Consider the following 19,504-nt stretch of genomic DNA (forward strand, 5'->3'; position numbering starts at 1 on the left):
CCATGACGCTGCCTACCGATCCCACTAGAAATCTGGCTGCTCTCATTCGCTGCGTTTCCGTGACGCCCGCCGAAGGCGGTGCGCTGAGCGCGCTGGAAGAAATGTTGAAGCCGCTCGGCTTTGCTGTCGAGCGCCCGGTGTTTTCCGAATCCGGCACACCGGACATAGAGAACCTTTTCGCGCGGCGTTCCGGCAACGGCCCGCATCTGATGTTTGCCGGCCATACCGATGTGGTGCCGGTGGGCGATGAAACAGCCTGGACGCACCCGCCCTTTGCCGCCGAGATCGCCAATGGCGAGATGTTCGGCCGCGGCGCCGTCGACATGAAGGGCGGCATTGCTTGTTTCGTCGCGGCGGTAGCGCGACATATCGCGCAGAAGGGCGGCCCGAAGGGGTCGGTCTCGCTGCTGATAACCGGCGATGAGGAAGGGCCGGCGATCAACGGCACGACGAAACTGCTCGAATGGGCGGCTGCCAAAGGCGAGAAATGGCATGCTGCGATCGTCGGCGAGCCGACCAATCCCGACGCGCTCGGCGATATGATCAAGATCGGCCGGCGCGGCTCGCTGTCGGGCACGGTCACCGTCAACGGCCGCCAGGGCCACGCCGCCTACCCGCAGCTAGCCGACAACCCGGTGCGTGGCCTGGTAACGCTGGTCGACGCCTTGCTTCACCCGGTCTTCGATAACGGAACAAGGGATTTCCAGCCGACCAATCTTGAGGTCACTTCTATCGATGTCGGCAACCCTGCCACCAACGTGATCCCGGCGAAGGCGGCGGCTACCTTCAATATTCGCTTCAACGACACATGGACCGCCGAGACAATCCAGGCCGAGATCCACAATCGCCTCGACCGGGCGGCGAAACGCAAGAAATACCGCGCCGGCAAGAAGACGCCGGTCGACTACGAGATCGCTTGGCGCGACGGGCCGAGCCATGTTTTCCTGACACGCGACGACAGGTTGATCGAGACGCTTGGCGGTTCGGTCAAGGCGGTGACCGGCAGGAAGCCGGTGCTCTCCACCTCCGGCGGCACCTCCGATGCCCGCTTCATCAAGGATTATTGTCCGGTGGTCGAATTCGGACTTGTCGGCAAGACCATGCACATGGTCGACGAACGCGTGGCGATTGCCGACCTCGAGACGCTGACGCAGATTTATCTGCGCTTCGTTGAAGACTGGTTTGCGCAGGACATATCCTAGTGATGCTTTCCGCGGATGAAACCTACGCTTCGCTTGCCGGCGCCTGGCGGCTGATGCTCGGCAAGGCCGACGGATTTCGCCTGCTCGACCTTTCGGCGGACGGTTTCTGGAACTCCTTTTTTGCCATCGTCGTCGCGGCGCCGGCACTGATCGTCGGCTGGGTCGGTATTGCCAACGAGATCGGCGATCCCAACGCATTCGTCGGCCGTTTCAGCATGTTGATCCGCCTGGCCACTGTCGATATCGGCGCCTGGGTGCTGCCGCTCATAGGCCTCGCCCTGGTGGCGCCGCGGGTCGGCGTCGGCGGCCGTTTCGTCCATTATGTCGTGGCCAGCAACTGGGCCTCGGCGATCATCGCCTGGATGATGCTGCCATCAGCGTTGATCCGGCTTTTCCTGACGTCGGCCAACGAAGTCTCCGGACTGGTGTCGCTGCTGCTGTTCGCGCTGTCGATGGTATTGACCTGGCGGATGACCAACGTCGCGATCGGCAGGGGTGCGGCTGTCGGCAGCGCTGTTTTTGCCGGTATGTTCGTGGCGTCGCTGATCGTCCTGTTCGGCCTGCAGGCGCTGCTCGGTATCAGCGTGCCGGATCAGCCAGGCGTAGGATAATCGACGCCGACGAGAAACAGCCCGTCGGGCGGCGCCACCTGACCGCAGGCCCCACGGTCGCGCGCCTCGAGCGCCGCCTTGAGGTCGGCAATGGTCCAGCCGCCTTCGCCGACACGTTTGAGCGAGCCGACCATCGAGCGCACCTGGTTGTGCAGGAATGACCGCGCCGAAGCGCGGACTTCGATGAAATCGCCCGCCCGGCTGACATCCAGCCGGTCGAGCGTGCGGACCGGGCTGGTGGCCTGGCACTGGGTCGAGCGAAAGGTGGTGAAATCATGCCGGCCAAGCAGCACCTTTGCCGCTTCGTGCATGGCACCGGCATCGAGCTGCTTCGGTACCCACCAGATCCTGCCCTTGTCGAGCGCCGCCGGCGCGCGGCGGTTGACGATGCGGTAGAGGTAATGGCGGCCGATCGCCGAGAAACGCGCATCGAAGCTATCCGGCACGACGGCGGCCTTCAGGATGGCGATGCGCACCTTGGCCGCTTGCAGATGCGCGTTGACGGCGTCGCGCACCTTGTCGCCGGGCCATGCCTTGATCAGATCGAAATGCGCCACCTGAGCGGTCGCATGGACGCCGGCATCGGTGCGGCCGGCGGCGCGCAGCGAAACCTGCTCACCACAGAACTTCTCGATCGCCTGCTCGATCGCCTGCTGCACCGAAGGCTGGTTGGCCTGGCGCTGCCAGCCGGCGAAGAGACTGCCGTCATATTCGATGTCGAGGCGAAAACGCGGCATTCCCGGATCGAGGCGAAATCAGGCGGCGAGGGCTGAGCCGAAGGCCGAGGCGTAGACCAGCCTGCCGGTCTCCGGCGCCTCGCCCCAGGCAAGCGCCTGCAAAGCCTCGCCTTGGTACTCGCTCTCGAATTTTACTGCACGGGCGCGGTTGTAGCCGAAGCGGCCATAATAGGCCGGATCGCCGAGCACCACGGCGAGCGTCTCGCCGGCAGCTTTCAGGCGGATATGAGCCTCGCGGACCAACGCACCGCCGATGCCGGTGCCGTGGAACGACGGCTCGACCGCCAGAGGCGCCAAAGCCACCGCCGGGAAGCTCTTGCCGCCATTCTGCACGAAGAGCCGTGAAAACAGGATATGGCCGACCACTTGCCCGTCTTCGTCCGCCACCAGTTCGACGACGGCATCACCGCCGGTGACCAGCGCGTCGACCAGTCCGGCCTCCGCCTGCTGGCCGAATGCGTGTTCTTCGACAAGGCGGATCGCCTCGCGGTCCCGCGGCGTCGCCGCGCGTATGGACATCATGCTCATGACAATTTCATTCCTTTTTCGAGCTTGGCCCCGCGCAGAAACTCCTGCGCGGCAATGGGCCTTCCGCCCGCACGTTGAACTTCGACCAGCCTGATCGCGCCTGACCCGCAGGCGACCGTCAGCCGATCGTCGAGAATTCCTCCCGGTTCGCCGGCGCCTTGCAAGAGCGTCGAGCGAAGCAGTTTCAGCCGCTCCATGCGGCCGCCGATTTCGGCCTCGCACCATGCACCGGGAAAGGGCGACAGGCCGCGAATCTGGTTGTGCACGTCGCCGGCAGGTCGCAGCCAGTCTATGCGAGTCTCCGATTTATCGATTTTCTTGGCGTAGGTCACCCCCACCTCGGCCTGTGTGGTAAATGTCAGTGTATTCCGTTCCAGCCGTTCGAGCGCCTGCACCATCAGAGCCGCACCCAACACCATCAGCCGGTCGTGCAGATCGCCGGCCGTCATGTCGGGTCCAACGGCGCATTTTTCAACCATTGCCACCGGCCCGGTGTCGAGGCCTTCCTCCATCCGCATCACCATCATGCCCGTCTCGGTATCGCCGGCCATGATGGCGCGCTGGATAGGGGCGGCGCCGCGCCAGCGCGGCAACAGCGATGCGTGGCCATTGAGGCAACCGAGCCGCGGCGCCTCGAGAATGGGTTTCGGCAGAAGCAGCCCGTAGGCGACTACCGCGGCGACGTCGGCACCCAACGCGCGGAACGCCTCCTGCTCCGCCTCGCCCTTCAGCGACACCGGCGTGCGAACCTCGACGCCCAACCGATCCGCCTCGCGCTGCACCGGCGACGGCGTCAGTTCGAGCCCGCGCCGGCCGCCGGCGCGCGGCGGCTGCGTGTAGACGGCTGCCAATTCATGCCCGGCCTCGGCAATCGCCCGCAGCGTCGACACGGAGAATTCAGGCGTACCCATGAAGATGACACGCAGGGGCATTCGTCGACCCCTATCCCACCATCTTGCCTGGCGCCTTGTCCCTGGCGAGCTTCTTGAACTTTTTGACCACCATGTCGCGCTTCAGCTTGGAGATGTAATCGATGAACAGCACGCCGTTGAGATGGTCGATTTCATGCTGCAGGCAGGTCGCCATCAGCCCCTCGGCTTCGATCTCCTGCAGCTTGCCGTCGCGATCGAGATATTTCACCCGCACCGCTGCCGGACGCTCGACCTCGGCGTAGTAGTCCGGGATCGACAGACAGCCTTCCTCATAGACCGAACGCTGGTCGGAGCTTTCGAGGATTTCGGGATTGATGAAGACGTGCGGTGCCGGCGTCTCGTCCTCCTTGGCGAGGTCGATGACCAGCATGCGCAAGGGTTCGCCGACCTGGATCGCAGCGAGGCCAATGCCGGGCGCGTCATACATGGTGTCCAGCATGTCGCCGGCCAGTTTGCGCAAGTCGCCGTCGACACGCTCGACCGGTTTTGAAACCTGGCGCAGGACGGGATCGGGGAGGATGATAAGCGGCTTGATCGACATGGCGTCTCACCTAAGACCTCGCAGGAAAAGCGTCAACCGGGGCGCCTTCGGGTCGTTCACGTTTTGATCTGTGCCGGTAGACCGAATCATCTATGCTGTCGGCATGAACGATCTGGCCACCATCCTGTCCGAACCTGTCGCCCGGCTCGGCGCCACCACGATCACGCTCGGCCATGCCCTGGGTTTCGGCGCAATGCTGTTCCTCGGACTGTTCGTGGCGCTCGTCGTTGCGCTCTGGCGATCGGCCAAGGCGCGTGCGGTGGCGGCCGCCGAAGCCGCCGACCACGCCCGCGACGCCGAGGTGCGGATGGCCGGCATCTTGGCAAGCCAGGCGGAAATGCAGGGCCGCATGGGCGCCATCGCAGAAGTGTTCGGGGCGCGCCAAGCGGAACTGACACAGTCGATCGGCCAGCGCCTCGATGCCATGACCGGCCGCCTAGGCCAGACCATGACCGAGCAGACGAGATCGACGCATGAGAGCCTCGCCAAGCTGCAGGAACGGCTGGCGATTATCGATGTCGCGCAAGGCAACATCCAGTCGCTGGCCGGCCAGGTCGTGCAATTGCAGGCGATCCTTTCCAACAAGCAGACGCGCGGCGCCTTCGGCCAGTCGCGCATGGAAGCCATCGTCGCCGACGGATTGCCGCACGGCGCCTATGAATTCCAGGCGACCTTGTCGAATGGCAGCCGGCCCGACTGCCTGGTGAAGATGCCGAACGGCGCACCGTCGCTTGCCATCGATGCAAAGTTTCCGCTCGAGGCCTGGAATGCCATTCGGGCCGCCGAAGGCGCCGACCTGCAGAAGTCCGCCGCACAGGCTTTCCGCCGCGACATCGAGGTGCATGTCCGGGATATTTCCGAAAAATACCTGATCCAGGGCGAGACGCAGGACACCGCCTTCATGTTCGTGCCCTCGGAATCGGTGTTCGCCGAAATCCATGAGAATTTCGAAGCCGTTGTCCAAAAGGCGCATCGATCGCGGATCGTCATCGTCTCGCCATCGCTTTTGATGCTGTCGATCCAGGTCATCCAGGCAATCCTCAAGGATGCACGCATGCGCGAGCAGGCGCACCTGATCCAGGGCGAGGTTATCCGGCTGATGGAAGACGTGTCTCGGCTCGACGAGCGGGTGCGCAAATTGCAGACGCATTTCGGCCAATCGGCCAAGGATATCGACGACATTCTGGTCTCGACATCGAAGGTGACCAGGCGCGGACAAAAGATCGAGGCGCTGGAGTTTGGCGTGCAGCCGGCGGAGAACACCACTGGTTCGAATGGCAGCGGAGCAAAAGCGGAAAGCAGCCCGCGCGTCGCCGATTCGAAAACCGGGCAGTTGAGGCTAAGGGTCGTCGAAGGCGACGATTGAGAGCTCCGCCGGAACCGGAGGCGAGCGCTTCGCCCGGGTCTGGCGCTACTGCTCCTCGATGATGGTCATGCCTTCGAATTCCGGCAGCCAATGCAGCGCCGAGCGATGCCAGATCTGCTTTCTCGGCACCAGTTGATCGCGCTGCCGTGCCGTCCCGACCCTGATGCCGTAAACCTTCGGTCCCTCGCCCGCCGACGTGGCGTAGAGATGCGAGCCGCACTCACCGCAAAATGCCTGAGCGCGCTTGGCGCCGCTCGAACCGGTCTTGATGTAGATCTTCGGCGTGCCCTTGGTGATCCTGTAATTGTCCTCGGACGCCGGCACCGTGACGCGAAAGGCCGTTCCGGTTAGCTTCTGACAATCGATGCAGTGACAAATGGTGGTCTTTTCCGGATCGACTTCGGCCTCGTAAGTGATGGCGCCGCAATGACACCCGCCGTCGATTTTCATCTTCGTTCCTCCCTAGCTTTTGCCTGCGATCATAGCCGGGACTGCCCGATGACGCATCGGTTTCCTCAAGCCATTTTCCTTAGGCCGGTTCTTGTCCGGATGCCCCCGCCAAGGCCTTGCTCCGGCGTTCCCAGGTGCCGGTGGTCTGCGGCTTGACGAAGAGCCGCGTCACCTCCGGCATCTCCGCCTTCAGCCGTGTCTCGAGGCGCTCGACGCAGGTCTCTATCTCCGGCGCAGACAGATGATCCTCGAACTCGATGCTCAAAGCGGCTACGATCTCCTGCGGACCCATATGCAGCGTCAGTGCGCCATTCGCGCGTTGCACCGCCGGGTCCTGCTGGACGATGGCCAGCACCTTTGTTTGCACCTCGGGCGAGGCCGGCTCACCGAGCAGCAGGCTTTTGCTTTCGCGCGCCAGGAAGATCGCGGTCGCGCCCAGGATGAGCGCGATGCCGATCGACGCGGCGCCGTCGAGCTTAGGCATGTCCAGCCGTTCCGCTGCCAATATGCCGGCGAAGGCGACAACGAGGCCGAGAAGTGCCGCGCTGTCCTCGAAGAGTACGGTGTAGACACTCGGATCCTTGCTGAGCTGCACCGCCTCAAGCCAGCCGTGGCTGCCTTTTTGGTGGCGGAATTCCTTCAGCGCCACCAGCCAAGAGGTGCCTTCGAAGAGGAAGGAAAGGCCAAGGACAGCGTAGTTCACCTTGGCGTTGGCGATCGGCTCCGGCGCCATGATGTGCGTCACGCCTTCGTAGAACGATATGCCGGCGCCCAGTGCAAAGACGAGGAGCGCGACGATGAAGCTCCAGAAGTACAGCTCGCGGCCATGGCCGAGCGGATGCGTGCGGTCGGCCGGCCGGGCGGCACGGTGCATGCCGTAAAGCAGCAGGCTGCCATTGCCGGTATCGACGAGCGAGTGGACGCCTTCCGAGAGCATTGCCGAGCTGCCCGTGAACAAGGCAGCGGCAAATTTGGTCAGTGCGATCGCAAGATTTCCGGCGAGCGCCGCATAGATCACTTTTTTCGACCCGCCATGCGCCGCCATGGTGTGCTGCCTTGGTTGATGCACCGAGATTGGCGGAGCGCCCGCCCACGCTCCACAGTTCCCACAACGCCCGAAGTGTCGAGTTGTTCAAAAGGTCAGTTGTTCAAAAGGGCGGCGCGGGGCTATTCGACGACCTCGTCCGTCCAGACCTTGAAGCCAGCCAGCGCGCCCGGCCCAAAAATGTGGGTCAGCGGCACATCGGCGGCATCGCGTCCGGAGGCAATCAGGATACGGCCGATGCGCGGCGCGTTGTTGCGCGGGTCGAACGCGTGCCAGCGGCCGCCGACATAGACCTCCATCCAGGCGGCGAAATCCATGTCCGACCACGGCTTTGGCAGGCCGATATCACTGATATAGCCGGTGCAGTAGCGGGTCGGAATGTTCAGGGCGCGGCAGAAGGCAACAGCGAGGTGGGCAAAGTCGCGGCACACACCACTCTGCTCGCGATAGGCCTCGGCGGCGGTGCGCGTCGGGCGCGCATTGAAATAGTTGAAGACGATGTGGTTGTGGACGAAGTCGCAGACCGCCTGGACGCGCGGAATGCCGAGCGGGGTGCTGCCGAACAGCCGCCACGCTTCATTCGCCAGCACGTCGCTCTCGCAATAACGGCTGGGCAGCAGGAACAGCAGCGTCTCCGACGGCAGATCGCGCACCTCGTGCTGCCACGCCGTCAGCTCGCGCGTCTCGAAGGAGCCGGGGTCGCGGATGACCGCGTCCGTGCCGAACGCAAAGCGCCCGGCCGGCGCAACGAGACGGTTGCACCAATTGCCGAAACTGTCGCGGTAGCTTTCGATCGGCACCGGCGGGTTCGACGTCAGGAAGTCCGGCCGCTCAAGATCGGATGCGCGCGAATAATGGACATTTAGCATCGCGATCAGCGGTGTTTCCTGCGGGAAATCGAAGCTCATCTGGCAACCGATGTGGATCCGCATTGTCGTCCTGACCGGCCTGCCTGATCATCAGCCGGCGAATCGCAAGGGCTGATGCTGCAGGGCGAAGAAGACCATGGCACGGACCGCTGCGGTTTACGAGGGAATTAGAAACCGGTTGACAGCCATCGGCCAGGGCGACTGCACGGCAGCGGCCTCTTGCAGTCGAGCGTTTTCTCTTGTTTCACTTCGCCAGACATCAACTGGAGGAACGAATCATGGCTAAGGGTGCGATGAAGGCAGGCAAGGAAGCCCGCAAGCCGAAGAAGGACGCGAAGAAACCCGCTCCGGCGCCGGCCCTGAAGGCACCGCCGGTGAAGGCGATGAAGCTGAAGGACAAGTAGGGCCGCAGCTACCGTTTCGGCTGATTTCGACCGGCCGCAAACGCGGCCGGTATGATTGTTCATTAAGCGCACGCGCATCCCCTATGGATGGGGCGAAGACAGTTTTGCGCGTTCAAGAAATCGGCCGGAAGCCATCGAAACGGAGCGTTCCGATGTCGTGGATTTTCCTGTTCCTCGCCGGCCTGTTCGAGATCGGCTGGGCGATCGGCCTCAAGTACACCGACGGATTCTCGAAGCCGCTGCCGACCGTCCTGACGGTAGCCTCGATGATCGTCAGCCTGACCTTGCTCGGCCTGGCGCTGAAGGCGTTGCCGGTCGGCACCGCTTATGCGATGTGGACCGGCATCGGCACCGTCGGCACGGCGCTGTTGGGGATATGGCTGCTCGGGGAGCCGGCGACGGCGATCAGGCTGGCCTGCATCGCGCTAATCGTCTGCGGCATCATGGGACTGAAGCTCGCGGCTTAGCCGATTCTGACAGACGAACGCGCTCGGGGCCGCTGCAAGGCGGCCCTGATTCTTGAATTCGGCTGATCAGCGCCGGAAGGCGCTATCGGGCGGAGAAGCCGGGCGGCGTCCTGCCAGTGCGCTGCTTGCGCGCGGCATAGCGCGCATCACGCTTGGCCTTGCGTTCGGCCTCGTCGGCAAGAAAACGGGCGATGCGCTCGTTCTCTTCAGCTTCCCGGATCTTCGCTTCGGCCTGTGCAGCTTCTTCCGCGGCGATGCGTGCCGCTTCGGCAGCTGCCTCGCGCTCGGCCTTTTCTGCTGCTTCGCGCGCCAGCTTTTCCTGCTTCAGCCTGGCCTTTTCGGCCTCGCGTATCGCGCGGGCCTCGAGGATCGCCTTGCGCTCCGCCTGTCGTGCCAGCACCGCTGGATCATCTGCCGCCGGCTTTGCCTTAAAGCGCTCCAGAAGCGCCTTCTTTGCCTCGTTTGCGGCATTGCGCCGCTCGAAAACGTCTTTTTCCCTGTAGATAGCCAAGTCCACTTCCCTGGAGTCAATTTGCGAGGCTTACATACGCGTGAAAACCGAGAGTTCAAGCGCCAAAACGGTATGCCAGCCATGAAATTCTGATCTGTTGCAAACGGGAGACGCCATTTCGATTGAATTCGACTGAAAGCCACCCGCACTGTTCACCATCCAGGCCTCTGGCGGGGCGACGGACTGATCGCTACCTGTAGCGCCAAGACAAACGCTGGGATGACACACTATGGAACTCGGTCTCTACACCTTCGCCGACGTCAGCCCGGAACCGGGTCCCGGTGCGATCGGTGCGCATGAGCGGCTGCGCAACCTGATCGAGGAGATCGAGCTGGCCGACCAGGTCGGGCTGGACGTGTTTGGTCTCGGCGAGCACCACCGTCCCGACTATGCTGCCTCGGCTCCGGTGGTGGCGCTGGCGGCGGCTGCCGAACGGACCAAGCGCATAAGGCTGACCAGCGCCGTCACCGTGCTGTCCTCCGATGATCCGGTGCGCGTTTTCCAGCAGTTTGCCACCCTCGATCTTCTGTCCGGCGGCCGGGCCGAGATCATGGCCGGGCGCGGCTCGTTCATCGAATCCTTTCCGCTGTTCGGCTACAATCTCGAAGATTATGACGAGCTCTTCGCCGAGAAGCTCGACCTGCTGCTCGCCATCCGCGATCATGTCAAGGTGACCTGGTCGGGCAGTCTGCGCGCGCCGATCAACGATCGCGGCGTCTATCCCCGGCCCTTGCAGGACAAATTGCCGATCTGGATCGCGATCGGTGGAACACCGCAATCTGTCGCCCGCGCGGGCGTGCTCGGGCTGCCGCTGGCGCTGGCGATCATCGGTGGTGAGCCGGCGCGGTTCGCACCGCTGTTCGACATCTACAGGGATGCAGCCAGGCGGGCCGGCAACGATCCGGCGAGCCTTGCCACCAGCCTCAACGTGCACGGTTTCATCGCCGAGACCCCGGACCAGGCAGCCGACGATTTTTACGGGCCGCAGGCCGAGGCGATGAACCGCATCGGCCGCGAGCGTGGCTGGGGGCCGACGTCGCGGGCGCATTTCGACCAATCGCGCGGCCCGAACGGCGCGCTGTTCGTCGGCAATCCAGAACAGGTGGCCGAGAAGATCATTGCCCAGCACAGGATATTCGGCAACGACCGCTTCCTGCTGCAAATGGCGATCGGCGCCATGCCGCACGCCAAGGTGATGAAGGCCATCGAACTCTACGGCACCAAGGTGGCGCCGATCGTGCGCCGGGAAACGGCGAAGGCCGTTCCCGCCGTGGCGACGCCGGTTGCCTGATTCACCGGCAAGGCCGCGAGGCAGCCCTTCCGGTGACGCCGGCTAACGGAACCTTGAAGCCACAGAGGCGTTTTCGCCAACGGTCTGCACCAATCGCGGTGTACCGCCGAGGGTCAGAATGAAAGCCGAACCCGCCGCTTCGGGCGCAAGCGCTGCCGAAAGCCCGGATCCGCGCGCCGAGGCGCGGGCGGATGCGCATCTGATGCGTTCGCTGCTCGTCGGCATCTTCATCCTCATGGCGATCTACGCGCTTTACTTCGCCCGCGCCTTCTTCATGCCGGTCATTTTGGCTTTCCTGCTGGCGCTGACGCTGACGCCGATCGTTCGCTTCCTGCGCAAGCATGGCATGCCCGATGTCATTTCGGCGACACTGCTGGTGCTGCTTTCGTTTTGCCTCGTCGCCGTCGCGGGATATCTGCTCAGCGGCCCGGTCATCGACCTCATCAACAACACCTCGACGATCGGCCAGCAGCTTACCGAACGTCTGGCACAACTGCGCCGTCCGCTCGAAAGGATCGTGGAGATTTCACGCCAGATCGAGGGCCTGACACAGACATCCCAGGAGCCGGGCGTCCAGAGGGTGGCGATGGCGCCATCCGGTATTCTCTCGCAGGCCGCCGGCAATGTGCTGTCGGCCGGCGCCAGCGTTACCATCGTCTTCGTCCTGTCGCTGTTCCTGCTCGCCTCGGGCACGATGTTCTATGAAAAGATTGTCCAGTCCTTCCCCAGTCTCAGCGAAAAGAAGCGGGCGCTGCGCGTCGTCTACGACGTAGAACGTGAAATCTCGCATTATCTGCTTACTGTCACGGTCATCAACACATGTCTCGGCGTGGTCATCGGGCTCGGCCTGTGGGCGCTCGGCGTGCCCAACGCGCAGGTCTGGGGCGCGGCAGCGGCTCTGCTCAATTTCCTACCCTATATCGGGGCGCTGACCACCATCACGCTGGTCACGATCATCGCGCTGATAAGCTTCGACACGATTTCCTATGCGCTGCTGGCGCCGGCCTTCGTCCTTATGTGCGATGTCGTCGAAGGCCAGTTCGTGACGCCGACGGTGGTCGGCCGCCGTCTCGAGATCAACGCAGTGGCGATCCTCATCGCCATCGCCTTCTGGTCCTGGCTGTGGGGTTTCGTCGGCGCGTTGCTGGCGGTGCCGCTGCTGGTCGTCATCAAGGTGTTCTGCGATCATTTCGACGGTCTCAGCCATGTCGGCAATTTCCTGGCGGCGCAACACACGACGGTGCTCGAGGACGAAGAGATTCCCGAGGTGAAAAAGTAGCGACTTAAAGGGTCAAAAGCGTCCCCCGATTGGGGCAGATCACGACCTTGCATCGGCCGCACGTCCGTTGTGTGCCCCCAGTGCTCCATCAACATTTTGAATTTGCCGCCTCGGCAACGGCTTCCTACATCCCTTCGGCCCACAGGAAACCCGCGCCGATGACCGTTCTTTCCGTTCTCGACCTGTCGCCGATCGTCGAAGGCAGCAACGCTTCGCAGTCACTCGCCAATTCGCTCGATCTCGCCCGTCATGCCGAGCGGCTGGGTTACCGGCGCTATTGGCTGGCAGAGCACCACAACATGCCGGGCATCGCCAGCGCCGCCACCTCGGTGGTCATCGCCCATGTCGCCGGCGGCACCAAGACGATACGCGTCGGCGCCGGCGGCATCATGCTGCCCAACCATTCGCCGCTAGTCATCGCCGAGCAGTTCGGCACGCTCAACGCTCTGTATCCCGGCCGCATCGATCTCGGCCTCGGGCGGGCGCCCGGCACCGACATGGCCACGGCACGGGCGCTGCGCCGCAACCTCGAGGCTGGCGCCGACAATTTCCCGCAGGACGTCGTCGAGCTGATCGGTTACTTGCAGCCGGCCGAAGACGGCCAACGCATCCGCGCGGTGCCCGGCGAAGGCGAAAAAGTGCCGATCTGGATCCTGGGCTCCAGCCTCTACGGCGCGCAGCTTGCCGCCATGCTCGGCCTGCCCTACGCCTTCGCTTCGCATTTTGCGCCGGCCGAGCTCGACCATGCGCTGGAGATCTACAGCTCGCGTTTCCAGCCTTCGGAGCAGCTCGACAAGCCCTATGTGATGCTCGGCCTCAACGTCTTCGCCGCTCCTTCCGATGCCGAGGCGCGGCTGTTGTTCACCTCGCTGCAGCAGGCCTTCGTCAATCTGCGCACCGGCCGGCCCGGCCGATTGCCGCCGCCCGTCGAAGGATATGAGCGCGACCTCGATCCGATGGCCAAGACCATGCTCGGCCAAGCGCTTTCCTGCGCCGTCGTCGGCTCTCCCGAAACGGTCAGGCAAGGCATCGAGGCATTCGTGGGCCGCACCGGCGCCGACGAACTGATGGTCACGGCGCAGATTTTCGACCATGCGGCGCGGGTGCGCTCGTTCGAGATCCTGGCCGACGCTCACAAATCGCTGTCGGAAGCTGCCTAAGAGTTGGTTCGCCACTTGGCACTGTTGCGGTCAAGGCCGGCCTCAGGCAGGGGAACATCGCGAACAGTTCGCGCGTTCTACGCGGAGAGTGTTCGATCCGTCATGCTCGTCTGTTAGACGGAAACGCGGCGTCTACTAAATGACGACCACCTTGGTGCCGATTGTAGAGCGGTTATAGAGATCGATGATGTCCTGGTTCATGAGGCGAATGCAGCCCGCCGACACCGCTTTGCCGATGGACCACCATTCAGGGCTACCGTGCAGGCGATATCCAGTGTCACCTTTCTCGTTGAAAAGATAGAGCGCGCGCGCCCCGAGCGGGTTCATGAGTCCGCCCTCCATATGAGCCGGTATGATGCGGCCTCGCTTCTGCTCGCGCACGATCATCGCAGACGGCGCGCTCCAATCCGGCCATTCGCGCTTCCTCGCAACGTGAGCAGTGCCATGCCACTCGAAGCCCGCCTTGCCAACGCCGATTCCGTAGCGCAGCGCCTGACCGTCTCCCAACACGTAGTAGAGGAACTTCGCTCCTGTATCGACAATGATGGTGCCAGGCGCCTCTTCAGTCGCATAAGGCACTGTCTGCCGATGGAACTTTTGGTCAACCTTGTAGATCGGAACCGGCGGAACGCGAAAACCGGAATCGGTGAGGCCGCCATAGGCCGAGGGGAAAGTCCTTAATGCGCCGCCGGTGGTGCAGCCGAAGAATGCGACCATCCCAGCAAGTACCAGCCCGATTAGGATCGATTTCACGCACATGACTCAAGCCGGCGCCCGTGTAGGCGATCAGCCGCATCTCGTCATATTCCTAATCCGACATGCTTCGATTGCCAAGATTTTCCTGCTTGTCGGCGGGCTGATTGTTGGCTCGATCGGCGCCGCGCCCTTCAATTGCTCGGTTTTTCGAACGACGAACGCCCGTAGCGGCTGCGAAGGGCCGGGGTCGGCAGGACAGAGGGAGCGCTGTCCGTCCGGCATTACAAAGATTCTGAACAGAGCCCAAGCGCTACGCGCTGACGCTCTGCGCAGTCGCACCTAGCGGGCGGCATGAATTGCGGATCATCAAGCGTCCCTTGAGCGTCAGCTTGCGCGGCGGCGCGTCCCTGTTTCCGGCGAGCCGGTCGAGCAGCAGATTGGCCGCCTGTTCGCCAATCGCCTGCACTGGCTGTGCGACCGTGGTCAATTGCGGCCGGAACACATCCGACCACGGAAAATCGTCGAAGCAGGCGACCGAAATATCCTCCGGACAGGACAGGCCGATATCGCGAATGGCCTTCATCGTGCCGATCACCATCGGGTTGTTGGCCGAAAAGATGGCGCTCGGCCGGTCGTGCAGCGAAAGAAGCTGCATGGTCGCGTTGTAGCCGTCGACTTCATGGAAGTTGCCGAAGCGGACGAGCTCGGCCTCGGCCGGCAGGCCGGCGGCCTGGAGAGCCTCGCGGTATCCCGCCATGCGGTCATGCATCGGCGAGATGTCGAAAGAGCCGGAGATGTAGCCGATGCGCCGATGGCCGAGATCGATCAGGTAGGTGATGGCGTCGAACACCGCACGCTGATTGTCGAGAACGACGGCATCGGTGTCGACACCCTGGCAAACACGGTCGAGCAGCACGACCGGCACATTGGCGTCGTCGACAATCCGTTTGAGGATCGCGCCGTCGCCGACACGCGCGACGATCAGTCCGTCGACCATGCGGTCGAGCAGCAGCCTGATCTGGTCGTCCTGGGTGTTCAGGTGCTCGTCGGTGCAGCACAGCATGACGGCGTAGCCGGCCCGGTCGAAAGCCTGCTGGATGACCGAGACCACGTCGGTAAAGAACGGGTTGGTGATGTGTGGGACGGTGAGCCCGATGGTGCGTGTGGTGCCCATCTTGAGGCTGCGGGCGATGGCGTTGCGCTTATAGCCGATGTCGCGGATCGCCTGTTCGATGCGCTGGCTGAGCTCGGGGCTGACGGTCGCGGTGCCGTTGATCAGCGCCGATACGGTGGCCACGGAAACACGCGCGGCCTCGGCCACATGAAGCATGGTCGGTGCAGTGGATTTACGCTGCCTTTTTCGCCCTGACGCTGTCATTTTCGAAACGTTTCACCACTCCGCGGCAGCAATACCTACGGAATCTTATGGTTTTGCGCAAGAATTGAAATGGAACAATCTCAGACTCCAGATATTGGCTTGACATGATCGAAACGTTTAGATTAGCGTTTGAGGTGTTCGGTGACGACGGAGGGAGGCCGTCCTTGTCATGCAGCACGGCAATTCCATCCCTGCACAAGGCATTATGGCGGACGGCTCGGCTGTCGTGCTGAGCGCCGAGCACATCTCCAAGTCCTTCGGCGGGATCGCCGCACTTGTCGATGTCGGCTTCGAGCTGCGGCGCGGCGAGGTTCATGCGCTGATGGGCGAGAACGGCGCCGGCAAGTCGACGCTGATGAAGATCCTGTCCGGCGTCTATACGGACTATAACGGAACGGTCAGTATCGATGGCCATGCGGTGCGCTTTGCCGGCGTCCGCGAAGCCGAGCGTGCCGGCATCGCCATCATCCACCAGGAGCTGAACCTCGTCCCCGAACTCAGCGTCGCCGACAATATCTTTCTCGGCCGCGAGAAGCTGATCGCCGGATTGATCGTCGACCGCAAGGCGAGCAGCCGCGCCGCCGGCGCGCTCTTGCAAAGGCTCGGCATCGAGCTCGACCCGGATGCGCGCGTCGGTGCCTTGCGCGTCGGCGAACAGCAGCTGGTCGAGATCGCCAAGGCGCTGTCGATGTCGGCGCGCATTCTGATCATGGACGAGCCGACCTCGGCGCTTTCGCCGGCCGAATGCCAGCGGCTGTTCCGCATCATCCGCCAGCTCGCCGACAGCGGCGTGGCGATCGTCTACATTTCGCACCGCATCGACGAGGTCATGCATCTGGCCAGCCGGGTCACGGTGCTTCGCGATGGACGCCACGTCTTGACGCAGGCGATGGACAAGCTCGACGAAGACGCCATAATTTCAGCGATGGTCGGGCGAAACCTGCTTGCTTCCCCCCAGGAGCACCGCATCCCCAGTGGCAACACGGTCCTTTCCGTAAGCGAGCTGTCGCTGTCGAAGCCCAATCGCCATGGCTGGCGCACCGTGCTCGATGGCGTCAGCTTCGATCTTGCCGCAGGAGAAATCCTCGGTATCGGCGGGTTGCTGGGCTCGGGCCGCACCGAAATCCTGGAAACCATCTTCGGGTCCAGCGGCGGACGTGCCGGCGGTGAGATCAGGCTCGATGGCGAGGCAGTAGAAATCCGTTCGCCGCGCGATGCACGCCGGCTCGGCATCGCCCTGGTCACAGAAGACCGCAAGACGCAAGGCCTGCATCTCGAGGCCTCGATCACCGACAATGTCGCGCTGCCGCTGGTCGGCGCGCTGGCGCGGTTCGGCATGCGCTCGCTGGCCGGTGAGCAAGGGCTGGCACGGGACGCCGTGAAGGCGCTCGGCATTCGCTGCGAGACCGTCGAGCAGCCGGCCGGCACGCTGTCCGGCGGCAACCAGCAGAAGGTCGTCATCGGAAAATGGCTGGCGACGAGGCCGCGGGTGCTGCTGCTAGACGAGCCGACGCGCGGCATCGATGTCGGCGCCAAGCGGGAAATCTACGATCTCATCTTCAAGCTGGCGCGAGACGGGCTGGCGATCGCCGTCATCAGCTCGGAATTGCCGGAGCTGCTGCATCTTTCCGACCGTATCCTGGTCATGGCCGACGGCCGCCAGACGGGAATGCTGTCCCGCGCGCAAGCCAGCGAGGAGGCCATCATGCGGCTTGCGGCGCCGCGACGGACCATGACGAGGCCTGCCGCATGAGCATTTTGCATATCCTGTCCCGCACGAAGCTCTATTGGGGCCTGATCGCCATTTTCCTGATCGGCGTGCTCGGCTCGCCGATCAGCTCCAAGGGCAACAACATCTTCCTGTCCTACGGCAACCTGCTCGATGTGCTGCGCCAGGTGTCGACCACCGGCCTGATTGCCACCGGCATGACTGCGGTGATCATCACCGGCGGTATCGACCTTTCCGTCGGCTCGCTGATGGCGATCTGCACGGTTGTCTGTGCCATGCTGCTGACGGTCCCAGGCGTGACGCCGGCGGTGGTGCTGGGGGTGCCGACAGTTGCCGTGGCAGCCCTTTGCCTCGGCATTCTCGTCACTCGTTTCATCCTGCTGAACATCGAAAAATCCCGCGCCGGCGCGCAGGCCACGCACGACATCAGGTTGGACAGCGTTCGCGGGCTGGTGACGCCCGGCATTGTCGGGGTGATCCTGTGCAGTCTGGTGCTGTGGTTCCTGCTGCCGCAGGTAGGCTCAAAATTCGGCGTGCTCGGCGTGCTGCTGGTGGCGCCTTGCGTCGGCCTGCTGTTCGGCGCGCTCAACGGCTTTATCATCGTCGCCGGGCGGCTGCAGCCCTTCATCGTGACGCTGGCGATGATGGTCACTGCGCTCGGCATCGCCCGGCTGACCGCCGGCCAGAACAATGCGGTGCTGCCGGTTTATACCGGCTCGAACGCCACAGCCGATTTCGAAATGCTGCGCTCGTTGGTGTTCGGCGTGATCCCGATGCCGGGCCTGTTCTTCCTCGGCGCCATCCTGATCTACGGCGCCGTGCTGCGCTTCACCCCGTTCGGCCGCTATGTCTACGCAATCGGCGGCAATGAGGAGGCGGCGCGGCTGTCGGGCATCGCCGCAGGCCGCGTGAAGATCGCCACCTATGCCGTGTCAGGGCTGCTGGCCGGTATCGCGGCGGTGCTCTATGTCGCGCAGTACCGGCAAGGCAAGCCGGACGCCGGCGCCGGGCTGGAGCTCGACGCGATTGCCGCCGTGGTCATCGGCGGCACCAGCCTGATGGGCGGACGCGGCAGCCTCACCGGGACGTTCTGCGGCGTGCTGATCTTCGGGCTGCTCTCCAACATCCTGCAGCTGCACAACATCAATTCGAACCTTCAGCTGGTGCTGAAGGGGATGATCATCATCGGTACCGTGCTCGTACAGGAGCGCAATGCCGGTGATCTTCTCTTCTATCTGCGACTGCCCGGTGGGCAAGCGCACAAGGAAACGGCCGCGGCAAAGCGGCCGTCGCAAGAGACCGCGTCTCTGAATATTGGAGGAAACAAGAAATGAAACGACGTGAATTGTTGAAGCTCGCCGGGCTGACAGCGGCACTCCTGACCACGACCGCCATGCTTGCCGGCGGCGCCCATGCGCAGGACAAGAAGTGGAAGATCGGCTTCTCGCAGGTGACGACCATCGAACCCTGGCGCGCCCAGTTCAACAAGGACATCCTGGCCGAAGCGGCCAAGCATCCGGAAGTCGAGCTGATCATCACCGACGGCGAGGACAAGACCGAGAAGCAGGTCGCCGATGTCGAAAACCTGATCCGTCAGGAGGTCGATGCGCTCTTGGTGTCACCGAAAGAATCCGCCGGCCTGACCGGTGTCGTGCAGCAGGCGATCGATGCCAAGATTCCGGTCTTCGTGCTCGACCGCAACGTCGAAACCAATGACTACACGCAGTTCGTCGGCGGCGATAACAAGCTGATCGGCCGGGCTGCCGGTGAATATGCCGTCGAGCTGCTTGGCGGCAAGGGCAAGGCTGCCGGCAACGTCGTCGAGATCTGGGGCGGCATGGGCACCCAGCCGGCACACGATCGCCATGACGGCTTCCATGAATTCACCGACAAGGAGCCCGGCATAAAATACCTGCTCGACCAGCAGTCGGGCGACTGGAAGCAGGACCAGGCCTACAACATCATGGCGACCGCGTTGCGCAACAACGAGAAGATCGATCTTGTCTACGGCCACAATGATCCGATGGCCTATGGCGCCTATCTTGCCGCCAAGGACGTCGGACGTGAGAAGGACATCAAGTTCATCGGCATCGACGGCCTGCCCAATGAAGGCGTGCAGCTGGTCGCCAATGGCGAGCTGACGGCGACGTTCACTTATGTGACGCCGGGCGCCGAAGGGCTGCGGCAGGCGATCAAGTTCCTGAACGGGGAGAAGGTGGAAAAGACCATCACCCTGCCGACGCAGAAGATCACCAAGGAAAATGCCGCCCAGATCCTGAAGGACAACGGCCTCTGAGACGAGGCTTTC

21 protein-coding genes are annotated in these 19,504 nt (G+C 63.3%); 11 read left to right on the plus strand and 10 right to left on the minus strand.

The annotated features are described in order from the left end of the window. Positions 1–2 precede the first annotated feature (2 nt). Positions 3–1,202: a succinyl-diaminopimelate desuccinylase gene (gene dapE, locus NKH23_RS01135; protein WP_352911811.1), complete on the plus strand. Its 1,200-nt coding sequence runs from the start codon at positions 3–5 to the stop codon at positions 1,200–1,202. 2 nt (positions 1,203–1,204) lie between these two features. Then, entirely contained in the window at positions 1,205–1,813 is a 609-nt protein-coding gene (locus NKH23_RS01140) for a transporter (protein ID WP_254815875.1), read from the plus strand. Here NKH23_RS01140 and truA read toward each other — a convergent pair. The 4 genes from truA to def are packed head-to-tail and all read right to left on the minus strand — an operon-like array spanning position 1,795 to position 4,551. Then, positions 1,795–2,550 (minus strand): tRNA pseudouridine(38-40) synthase TruA, encoded by a 756-nt coding sequence (gene truA, locus NKH23_RS01145; protein WP_352911814.1) that lies wholly within the window; start codon positions 2,548–2,550, stop codon positions 1,795–1,797. The two genes, NKH23_RS01140 and truA, sit on opposite strands and share 19 nt — an antisense overlap. A gap of 18 nt (positions 2,551–2,568) precedes the next feature. Next, positions 2,569–3,078: a GNAT family N-acetyltransferase gene (locus tag NKH23_RS01150; protein ID WP_352717121.1), complete on the minus strand. Its 510-nt coding sequence runs from the start codon at positions 3,076–3,078 to the stop codon at positions 2,569–2,571. Further along, complete coding sequence (fmt, locus tag NKH23_RS01155; RefSeq protein WP_352912211.1) at positions 3,075–4,004, minus strand: methionyl-tRNA formyltransferase; 930 nt, start codon at positions 4,002–4,004, stop codon at positions 3,075–3,077. Before fmt ends, NKH23_RS01150 begins: the two co-directional genes overlap by 4 nt. Positions 4,005–4,020: 16 nt before the next feature. Next, positions 4,021–4,551 (minus strand): peptide deformylase, encoded by a 531-nt coding sequence (gene def / locus NKH23_RS01160; RefSeq protein ID WP_352455964.1) that lies wholly within the window; start codon positions 4,549–4,551, stop codon positions 4,021–4,023. 103 nt (positions 4,552–4,654) lie between these two features. On the opposite strand from def, the gene NKH23_RS01165 reads away from it, so the two are divergent. Further along, positions 4,655–5,917: a DNA recombination protein RmuC gene (locus NKH23_RS01165; protein ID WP_352911817.1), complete on the plus strand. Its 1,263-nt coding sequence runs from the start codon at positions 4,655–4,657 to the stop codon at positions 5,915–5,917. Positions 5,918–5,962: 45 nt separating this feature from the next. Here NKH23_RS01165 and NKH23_RS01170 read toward each other — a convergent pair whose 3' ends face one another. From NKH23_RS01170 to NKH23_RS01180, 3 genes are all read right to left on the minus strand, one after another. Further along, a complete protein-coding gene (locus NKH23_RS01170) occupies positions 5,963–6,367 on the minus strand; it encodes a GFA family protein (protein WP_352911819.1) in 405 nt (134 codons plus the stop codon). A 79-nt stretch (positions 6,368–6,446) separates the two neighbouring features. Continuing rightward, positions 6,447–7,412: a cation diffusion facilitator family transporter gene (locus NKH23_RS01175; RefSeq protein WP_352911821.1), complete on the minus strand. Its 966-nt coding sequence runs from the start codon at positions 7,410–7,412 to the stop codon at positions 6,447–6,449. Between the two features lie 122 nt (positions 7,413–7,534). Further along, a complete protein-coding gene (locus NKH23_RS01180; RefSeq protein ID WP_352717117.1) occupies positions 7,535–8,344 on the minus strand; it encodes a transglutaminase-like domain-containing protein in 810 nt (269 codons plus the stop codon). A 215-nt stretch (positions 8,345–8,559) separates the two neighbouring features. On the opposite strand from NKH23_RS01180, the gene NKH23_RS01185 reads away from it, so the two are divergent. Continuing rightward, positions 8,560–8,685: a hypothetical protein gene (locus tag NKH23_RS01185; RefSeq protein ID WP_013528464.1), complete on the plus strand. Its 126-nt coding sequence runs from the start codon at positions 8,560–8,562 to the stop codon at positions 8,683–8,685. Between the two features lie 152 nt (positions 8,686–8,837). Next, complete coding sequence (gene sugE / locus NKH23_RS01190) at positions 8,838–9,152, plus strand: quaternary ammonium compound efflux SMR transporter SugE (RefSeq protein WP_352717116.1); 315 nt, start codon at positions 8,838–8,840, stop codon at positions 9,150–9,152. Between the two features lie 82 nt (positions 9,153–9,234). Here the strand turns inward: sugE and NKH23_RS01195 are convergent, their stop codons facing one another. Next, positions 9,235–9,663, minus strand: a complete 429-nt coding sequence (locus tag NKH23_RS01195) for a DUF6481 family protein (protein WP_023718183.1) — start codon at positions 9,661–9,663, stop codon at positions 9,235–9,237. Between the two features lie 229 nt (positions 9,664–9,892). Here NKH23_RS01195 and NKH23_RS01200 point away from each other — a divergent pair, with 229 nt between their 5' ends. From NKH23_RS01200 to NKH23_RS01210, 3 genes are all read left to right on the plus strand, one after another. After that, positions 9,893–10,954 carry an LLM class flavin-dependent oxidoreductase gene (locus NKH23_RS01200; RefSeq protein WP_352717115.1) on the plus strand — a complete coding sequence of 354 codons (1,062 nt, stop codon included), beginning with the start codon at positions 9,893–9,895 and terminating at the stop codon, positions 10,952–10,954. 118 nt (positions 10,955–11,072) lie between these two features. Then, positions 11,073–12,233, plus strand: coding sequence for an AI-2E family transporter (locus NKH23_RS01205; RefSeq protein ID WP_352717114.1), 1,161 nt, complete (start codon positions 11,073–11,075; stop codon positions 12,231–12,233). Between the two features lie 158 nt (positions 12,234–12,391). After that, on the plus strand, positions 12,392–13,393 hold the full coding sequence (locus tag NKH23_RS01210; RefSeq protein WP_353034150.1) for an LLM class flavin-dependent oxidoreductase: 1,002 nt from the start codon (positions 12,392–12,394) through the stop codon (positions 13,391–13,393). 135 nt (positions 13,394–13,528) lie between these two features. Here NKH23_RS01210 and NKH23_RS01215 read toward each other — a convergent pair whose 3' ends face one another. Both NKH23_RS01215 and NKH23_RS01220 read right to left on the minus strand, forming a co-directional pair. Then, positions 13,529–14,152: a L,D-transpeptidase gene (locus NKH23_RS01215; RefSeq protein ID WP_352911829.1), complete on the minus strand. Its 624-nt coding sequence runs from the start codon at positions 14,150–14,152 to the stop codon at positions 13,529–13,531. A gap of 247 nt (positions 14,153–14,399) precedes the next feature. Next, positions 14,400–15,419, minus strand: coding sequence for a LacI family DNA-binding transcriptional regulator (locus tag NKH23_RS01220; RefSeq protein ID WP_352449454.1), 1,020 nt, complete (start codon positions 15,417–15,419; stop codon positions 14,400–14,402). Between the two features lie 217 nt (positions 15,420–15,636). On the opposite strand from NKH23_RS01220, the gene NKH23_RS01225 reads away from it, so the two are divergent. The 3 genes from NKH23_RS01225 to NKH23_RS01235 are packed head-to-tail and all read left to right on the plus strand — an operon-like array spanning position 15,637 to position 19,492. Then, the gene (locus NKH23_RS01225; protein WP_352911831.1) at positions 15,637–17,220 is read left to right on the plus strand and encodes a sugar ABC transporter ATP-binding protein; all 1,584 of its coding nucleotides are present in this window, start codon (positions 15,637–15,639) and stop codon (positions 17,218–17,220) included. Next, a complete protein-coding gene (locus NKH23_RS01230) occupies positions 17,217–18,530 on the plus strand; it encodes an ABC transporter permease (protein ID WP_023718176.1) in 1,314 nt (437 codons plus the stop codon). The genes NKH23_RS01225 and NKH23_RS01230 overlap by 4 nt, the downstream gene beginning before the upstream one ends. After that, positions 18,527–19,492 (plus strand): substrate-binding domain-containing protein, encoded by a 966-nt coding sequence (locus tag NKH23_RS01235; RefSeq protein WP_254815861.1) that lies wholly within the window; start codon positions 18,527–18,529, stop codon positions 19,490–19,492. The genes NKH23_RS01230 and NKH23_RS01235 overlap by 4 nt, the downstream gene beginning before the upstream one ends. Positions 19,493–19,504 lie beyond the last annotated feature (12 nt).

The sequence above is a fragment of the Mesorhizobium sp. M1328 genome (assembly GCF_040318075.1).
GTDB lineage: Bacteria > Pseudomonadota > Alphaproteobacteria > Rhizobiales > Rhizobiaceae > Mesorhizobium.

Excerpts from the sequence above, each read along its gene's own strand:
- dapE (WP_352911811.1), top strand. The coding sequence starts at position 3 with ATGACGCTGCCTACCGATCCCACTAGAAATCTGGCTGCTCTCATTCGC.
- NKH23_RS01140 (WP_254815875.1), top strand. The coding sequence starts at position 1,205 with ATGCTTTCCGCGGATGAAACCTACGCTTCGCTTGCCGGCGCCTGGCGG.
- truA (WP_352911814.1), bottom strand. The coding sequence starts at position 2,550 with ATGCCGCGTTTTCGCCTCGACATCGAATATGACGGCAGTCTCTTCGCC.
- NKH23_RS01150 (WP_352717121.1), bottom strand. The coding sequence starts at position 3,078 with ATGAGCATGATGTCCATACGCGCGGCGACGCCGCGGGACCGCGAGGCG.
- def (WP_352455964.1), bottom strand. The coding sequence starts at position 4,551 with ATGTCGATCAAGCCGCTTATCATCCTCCCCGATCCCGTCCTGCGCCAG.
- NKH23_RS01165 (WP_352911817.1), top strand. The coding sequence starts at position 4,655 with ATGAACGATCTGGCCACCATCCTGTCCGAACCTGTCGCCCGGCTCGGC.
- NKH23_RS01170 (WP_352911819.1), bottom strand. The coding sequence starts at position 6,367 with ATGAAAATCGACGGCGGGTGTCATTGCGGCGCCATCACTTACGAGGCC.
- NKH23_RS01175 (WP_352911821.1), bottom strand. The coding sequence starts at position 7,412 with ATGGCGGCGCATGGCGGGTCGAAAAAAGTGATCTATGCGGCGCTCGCC.
- NKH23_RS01180 (WP_352717117.1), bottom strand. The coding sequence starts at position 8,344 with ATGCGGATCCACATCGGTTGCCAGATGAGCTTCGATTTCCCGCAGGAA.
- NKH23_RS01185 (WP_013528464.1), top strand. The coding sequence starts at position 8,560 with ATGGCTAAGGGTGCGATGAAGGCAGGCAAGGAAGCCCGCAAGCCGAAG.
- sugE (WP_352717116.1), top strand. The coding sequence starts at position 8,838 with ATGTCGTGGATTTTCCTGTTCCTCGCCGGCCTGTTCGAGATCGGCTGG.
- NKH23_RS01200 (WP_352717115.1), top strand. The coding sequence starts at position 9,893 with ATGGAACTCGGTCTCTACACCTTCGCCGACGTCAGCCCGGAACCGGGT.
- NKH23_RS01205 (WP_352717114.1), top strand. The coding sequence starts at position 11,073 with ATGAAAGCCGAACCCGCCGCTTCGGGCGCAAGCGCTGCCGAAAGCCCG.
- NKH23_RS01210 (WP_353034150.1), top strand. The coding sequence starts at position 12,392 with ATGACCGTTCTTTCCGTTCTCGACCTGTCGCCGATCGTCGAAGGCAGC.
- NKH23_RS01215 (WP_352911829.1), bottom strand. The coding sequence starts at position 14,152 with ATGTGCGTGAAATCGATCCTAATCGGGCTGGTACTTGCTGGGATGGTC.
- NKH23_RS01220 (WP_352449454.1), bottom strand. The coding sequence starts at position 15,419 with ATGCTTCATGTGGCCGAGGCCGCGCGTGTTTCCGTGGCCACCGTATCG.
- NKH23_RS01225 (WP_352911831.1), top strand. The coding sequence starts at position 15,637 with ATGCAGCACGGCAATTCCATCCCTGCACAAGGCATTATGGCGGACGGC.
- NKH23_RS01230 (WP_023718176.1), top strand. The coding sequence starts at position 17,217 with ATGAGCATTTTGCATATCCTGTCCCGCACGAAGCTCTATTGGGGCCTG.
- NKH23_RS01235 (WP_254815861.1), top strand. The coding sequence starts at position 18,527 with ATGAAACGACGTGAATTGTTGAAGCTCGCCGGGCTGACAGCGGCACTC.